The 278-nt window shown below is 43.5% G+C and carries 1 protein-coding gene; it reads right to left on the reverse strand.

Features of this window, described 5'->3' with window-relative positions:
- The coding region (locus Q4528_RS13710) for a hypothetical protein (RefSeq protein WP_303522110.1) at positions 1-278 on the reverse strand (278 nt) is incomplete at both ends.

Genomic DNA, 278 nt, shown 5'->3' on the forward strand with positions numbered 1-278 from the left:
GCCAAGCTCTAAACAAATCTTAGGAATTTGAGTGGTTTTACCAGAGCCTGTTTCACCGGCAATGATCACCACTTGATTGTCGCGAATCGCCTCATAAATAGTTTGCTTTTGTTCAGCAACCGGCAGCTGTGGTGGGTATTCAATAGGTGGAATAGCACTACGACGACGCTTAGCTAAATCTAGAGATTTATCTAAGCTTGAACTGAATTTTTCAAAAGCGGCACTTTGCTTGGCCTGATCATCTGAATTTAGTTGAGCAAGCTGTCGCTGCAGACGAT

The sequence above is a fragment of the Staphylococcus pasteuri genome (genome assembly GCF_030547725.1).
Lineage (GTDB): Bacteria > Bacillota > Bacilli > Staphylococcales > Staphylococcaceae > Staphylococcus > Staphylococcus pasteuri.